Annotated in this window: 3 protein-coding genes; all 3 read right to left on the bottom strand. The window is 72.8% G+C overall.

Features of this window, described 5'->3' with window-relative positions; translation table 11 throughout:
* Positions 1–1,442, bottom strand: a 1,442-nt coding sequence (locus ACTUAL_RS13660; protein ID WP_440900498.1) for an ABC transporter ATP-binding protein, incomplete at its 3' end; no start/stop codon positions are given.
* A gap of 154 nt (positions 1,443–1,596) precedes the next feature.
* Positions 1,597–3,057 carry a 4-hydroxyphenylacetate 3-hydroxylase family protein gene (locus tag ACTUAL_RS13665; protein WP_096494708.1) on the bottom strand — a complete coding sequence of 487 codons (1,461 nt, stop codon included), beginning with the start codon at positions 3,055–3,057 and terminating at the stop codon, positions 1,597–1,599.
* Positions 3,054–5,174, bottom strand: coding sequence for an aminodeoxychorismate synthase component I (gene pabB, locus ACTUAL_RS13670; protein ID WP_440900499.1), 2,121 nt, complete (start codon positions 5,172–5,174; stop codon positions 3,054–3,056). The genes ACTUAL_RS13665 and pabB overlap by 4 nt, the downstream gene beginning before the upstream one ends.
* Positions 5,175–5,369 lie beyond the last annotated feature (195 nt).

Below are 5,369 nucleotides of genomic sequence, written 5' to 3' on the forward strand. Positions count from 1 at the left end.
AGCCTGACGTCCTCGACGTCGTCGTCGAAGAAGGTGAGGTTCTGGCGCAGCGTGGCGTCGAAGACGTGCACGTCCTGGGTGACCAGGCCGACGCGGGCGCGCAACGAGGACATGCGCGCGTCCCTGACGTCGACGCCGCCGAGGCGGACCGCCCCGCCGGTGGCGTCGTAGAGGCGGAACAGCAGGTGGGCGATGGTGCTCTTGCCCGCGCCGGTGCGCCCCACCAGCCCCAGGGTGGTGCCGGGCTCCAGGTGGAAGGACAGTCCGCGCAGGACCTGCTTGCGCTGCGGCGCCCGCGTCCCGCCCGGTTCCGCCGCCGCGTCAGGGGCGGCCGTCGCGGTGGGCTCCGCCGCTCCCTCGGCCGCGTCGCCTGCCCCGACCGGGGTGGCTGAGCGCGCGTACTCGAAGCGCACGTCGTCGAACTCGACCTCCAGCGCGCCCGAGGGCAGCTGCCGGTCGCCGTCGACGATGCTGGAGCGCTCGGCGAACAGGGCCGCGATGCGCCGGATGGCCGCGCGGGCCTGCTGGAGGGCCTGCACCTGCTCGCGCAGCACCTCCAGCGGGGTGTTGAGCATCGTCGCGTAGGCGACGATCAGGTACACGCCGGAGAGCGAGATGCGCCCGTCCTGGTAGAAGAAGCCGCCGAAGCCGAAGGCGAACGCCGTGCCCGCGGTGAACACCAGCGACATCACGATCCAGATGGAGCTGCCCCACGCCTCGGCGCGGACCTTGACCGGCAGCCAGTCGCGCAGCCTGCGGTGGAAGCGGCGCATGGCGTACTCGGTCGCCGCTGAGGAGCGCAGGTCCTCGGCGGCGCGGATCGACTCGCTCACGGCGCCGAAGAAGCGGGCGCTCTGCTCCCGGTCCGCCTCCCACTTGCCCGTGGCCACCGAGCTCACGCGCAGCAGCAGGAGGTAGCCCACGGCGGTGACCGCGGCGAAGGTCAGCCCCACCCGCCAGTCGACGAAGGTCAGCGCGACCAGGATGCCCAGCACCAGCAGGGCGTTGCCGATCAGCTGCACGACCAGGCTGGAGAAGAACTCGGCGACCTGGTTGACGTCCCCGTCGACGCGCTCGATCAGCTCGCCGGGGGAGCGGGACTCGTGGAAGCCCAGGTCCAGGTCCAGCACGTGCGCTGACAGGTCCTCGCGCACGGCGTTGGTCGCGGTCCAGGACACGCGCTCGCTGGCGTAGGCCGCGACGACCTTGGTGACCTGGCGCACCGCCGCCACGCCCAGGAACACCAGCGCGATGGTGATGAGGGTGCTCTGCGGGCCGTCGGCCTGCACGGTCTCGATGAAGAAGGCGACGATGCGCGGCTCGGCGATCTCCAGCGCGATGCTGCACAGCAGCAGCACGGCCATGAGCACGACGCTGCCGCGCTGGGGGCCCAGGTACCCGCGTAACAGGCTGCCAGGGGTCACCGGGGCCTTGCCGCTCACGCTCCGCGCCCCTCCCCCCGGTCGAGCGGCACCGTCGTGCCACCCTTGTGAAGACATGGGAATCCCATCGACGTGGTGTTGTGGAAGCGCGCGAGAGCGTAGCAGAAAGTAAACAACTGTTTACTCAATCGGGGCGTTGCGCCTCCACCACCGGTCATCCCTCCGTCAGCGAGTAGCCGTCCAGGCACTGCCGGGCCAAGTCGGCGCACCCCTCCGGGTCCCCTTCCCGCACGATCGCGGGCAGATAGGTGTGCGGCGCGCCGTGGTAGAACCGCTCGTACTGGTCGTGCCGCCCGGCGAACTCGCTGCCCACCGCGTCCCAGGCGAGCTTGAACAGCTTGATCCGCTGCTCCGAGTCGTGCCCCGGCGATCGCACGTACTTGCCCAGCAGAGCGGCCACCTCCGGCTCCAGCAGGTCCCGGTACGACGAGGGCAGCTGGATCAGCCCGCCGCCCGCCAGCAGCTTCAGCTCGGCCACCGCCCTCGGGTACAGCTCGGGGCCGACCGCCAGCTGCGCGTGCGCGATCTCCCGGTTGGGCATCACCGCGCCGTCCCCACCGGGTACCGGCTCGCAGGCGTCCTCCATCGCCAGCACCAGGGCGCGGGCGGTGGCCACCCACGACATCATCCGGCCGATCTGCATCCGCACAGGCGGCAGCTCGTGGGTGTTGTTGGCCCGCGCGACGAGGATCGCCACGCCGGTCAGGAACTCCAGCTTCGTCCACAGCCGGGTCGCCCCGTGGTGGACGAAACCGACGAACGCCGGCGTGGACCAGAACTGCCGCTGGCACACCACCGGGTCCCGGTAGGCGAACACCCGCTCCCACGGCACGAACACGTCGTCGTACACCACGAGCGAGTCGTTCTCGTCGAACCGGGAGGACAGCGGGTAGTCGAAGACGCTGGTGGCCCGCCCCTCGTAGGAGGTGCGGCTGATGAACTTCACCCCCGGCGAGGACACCGGCACGCTGAAGCTCACCGCGTAGTCGGCCTCCTCGGAGGGCATCAGCTGGGTCACCCCCACCAGCACCTCGTCCCCGAACGCGGCGGCCGTGCCGATCATCTTGGCCCCGCGCACCACGATGCCGCCGTCGCGCTCGGCGACCACCCGCAGGTAAAGGTCGTCCTGCTCCTGCTGCGAGGGCTGCCTGGTCCGGTCGACCTGGGGGTTGACCAGGGTGTGGGCCTGGTACAGGTCGCCCTCGGCCATCCTGCGGTGGTGGGCCAGCACGTTCGCCGAACCGTCGAACCCCTCGCCGCGCAGCACCTGCGGGCAGGTGGCGAACCCGGCGACCGCCGCGGCCATGTAGTCCGGCGACCGTCCCAGGTAGCCGAAGGTGGCCCGCGACAACAGGCGGAACGCGCGGCCCCTGGCCTTGAGCTCCTCCTTGCTGCGCGGGATCAGGAACGCCCTCGACACCGGGCCCTCGATCCCGTCGACCTCGGCGGTCAGCTCGGCGGGCATGGTCTCGGCCAGGTCGTAGAGCGAGGCGATGGACCGGGCCGACCGGCGGAACGCGGGGTGGGAGCCCAGATCGGTCACCCGCTCACCGTCCAACCACACCTCGCGACCGTCCCGGAGGGACTCCAGGTACTGCTCTCCCGTGCGCGTCATGGGATCCTCCGGGGTGCCGGGCGCAGGTCGTCGGTCAGTCCGCGCAGGGGGGCCAGGGACTTCAGCAGCATCTCGTCGAACTCCGCGGCGGGGTCCGAGTCCAGCACGATCGCCCCGCCCGCCCCGATCAGGACGCCGTCCTCGGTGGCCACAGCGGTGCGGATGACGATGTTGAGGTCGGCGGTGCCGCCGAGCCCGAGGAAGCCGAGCGCGCCGGAGTAGACGCCGCGCGGGGTGGTCTCCAGGCGGTCGATGATCTCCATCGTCCGCTCCTTCGGCGCCCCGGTCATGGAGCCGCCGGGGAAGCAGGCTCGCACGCAGTCGATGACGTCGACGTCCGCGCGCAGCTTGCCGCGCACCGTCGACACGAGCTGGTGCACCGTGGCGTACGACTCCACCCGCATGTAGGAGGGCACCCGCACGGACCCGATCTCGCACACCCGACCCAGGTCGTTGCGCAGCAGGTCGACGATCATCAGGTTCTCCGCCAGCACCTTCGGGTCGTCCGTCAGACCCGCCCGCAGGCGCCGGTCGGCGTCCGGGTCGGCGCTGCGCGCGGCCGTGCCCTTGATGGGCGTGGACTCCACCTGCCCGTCGCGCTCCACCCGCAGGAACCGCTCTGGCGATGACGAGAGCACCGCCACCCCCGGCAACCGCAGGAACGAGGCGTAGGGGGGCGGATTGGCCAGCCGCTGCGCCAGGTACGCCGCCAGCGGGTCCGGCATCGCGGGCAGGGCGAACCGGGTGGTCAGGCAGATCTCGTAGCTCTCGCCCGCGCGCAGCTGGCGGCGGCACTCCTCGACGTCGGCCAGGTAGTCGGGGCGCTCGCGCACCAGACCGGGGCGCGGGTCGCCCCCGCCGCCCTCCGGCGCCCGGCGCGGTGGCGGGCGCAGGTCGGTGATCCGGCGCTCGGCGTCCGCCAGCCACGCCAGCTGCTCGCCGTCGTCGTCCGAGCGCGAGAGCGCCAGCAGGTGCGTGCGCCTCCGCTCGTGGTCGACCACCACCAGCCGGGTGCACGCCATCCACGCCGCGTCCGGGGTCGTGGCCCGGTGCCGGGTCGGCGCGCCCAGATCGGACTTGAGCTCGTAGCCGAAGAACCCGACGTACCCGCCCACCAGGTCGAACGGCAGCTCGGGCCGGTCCAGGACCGGCACCCTCAGCCGCTCCCGCAAGGCGTCGAAGACCGTCCCCGGCTCGTCCCGGCTCGACTCGCCCGCGTGGACGCGCAGGCCCTCGTCGACGTCGTAGACCAGCACCTCCCCGTCCGGGCCCTGCGGGGCGCCCAGGAACGAGAACCGCGACAGCCCCTCCTCGACGAGGCTGCTGTCGAGCCAGAACGAGTGCGCGGACTCGGCGAACAGGGCCGTGAACGCCGCTGCGGTGTCGACCTCGTGGTCCAGCTCGCGGTGCCGCACCCGCCACGGCCGCGCCGCCGCCCGCCGCACCGGCGCGGTCCCGGAGCCCGGCCGCCCCGAGCCCCGGCCCCCGCTCCGGGCCCACGGGGCAGCGCGCAGGTCCCGGCCCCGGTCGGCGGCGACCTTCTCGGCCAGCTTGACGAAGTTCTCCACCAGGAGCGCGCCGTGCTCGGAGGCGATCGACTCGGGGTGGAACTGCACGCCCCACAGCGGGCGGGAGCGGTGCCGCAGCCCCATCAGCACGCCGTCCTCGGCCCAGGCCGTGGCCACCAGCTCCGCTGGCAGGGCGTCGGACGGCACGCACAGCGAGTGGTAGCGCACCGCCGTGAAGCCCTGGGGCACCCCGTCGAACAGGTCCAGCCCGTCGTGCTGGACGGAGGTGAGGTGGCCGTGCCGGGGCCGGGGCGCGCTGACGACCGGGGCGCCCGCCAGCAGGCCGATCGCCTGGTGCCCCAGGCCCACCCCCAGCAGCGGCACCGAGGCGCCTGCCACGATCGACCTGGCCGCGCCGAGGTCGCGCTCGCGGCCGGGGTGACCGGGGCCGGGGGAGACCACGATCGCGTCGAACCCGTCGACGTCCAGCGTCGACCACCGGGGGTCGTCGTTGCTCAGCACCAGCGGCGGCGCGCCGACCACCCCGGCCAGCAGGTGGAACAGGTTGTAGGTGTAGGAGTCGTGGTTGTCGATGAGCAGCGTCCGCATCCGACTCCCCAGCTTCCCGTTGGCCGACCCGGCTACCGCTCGGCAGTAAACGGACCGCCCGCCACCAGGGGCAAGGGTGCGAGAGCGCGGTGAGAGCCCGGCGAGAACCGGGGGCCTGCGGCGAGACCGGCGTGATAGCGCCGCCGGCTAGCGTCGCGGGGGACCCGCCCCTGCGACGAGGAGATCCGCCGGATG

This window comes from Actinosynnema sp. (assembly GCF_052038725.1).

Bases quoted from the DNA above. Each gene is read 5' to 3' on its own strand.
- pabB (WP_440900499.1), bottom strand. From the start codon at position 5,174: ATGCGGACGCTGCTCATCGACAACCACGACTCCTACACCTACAACCTG.
- ACTUAL_RS13665 (WP_096494708.1), bottom strand. From the start codon at position 3,057: ATGACGCGCACGGGAGAGCAGTACCTGGAGTCCCTCCGGGACGGTCGC.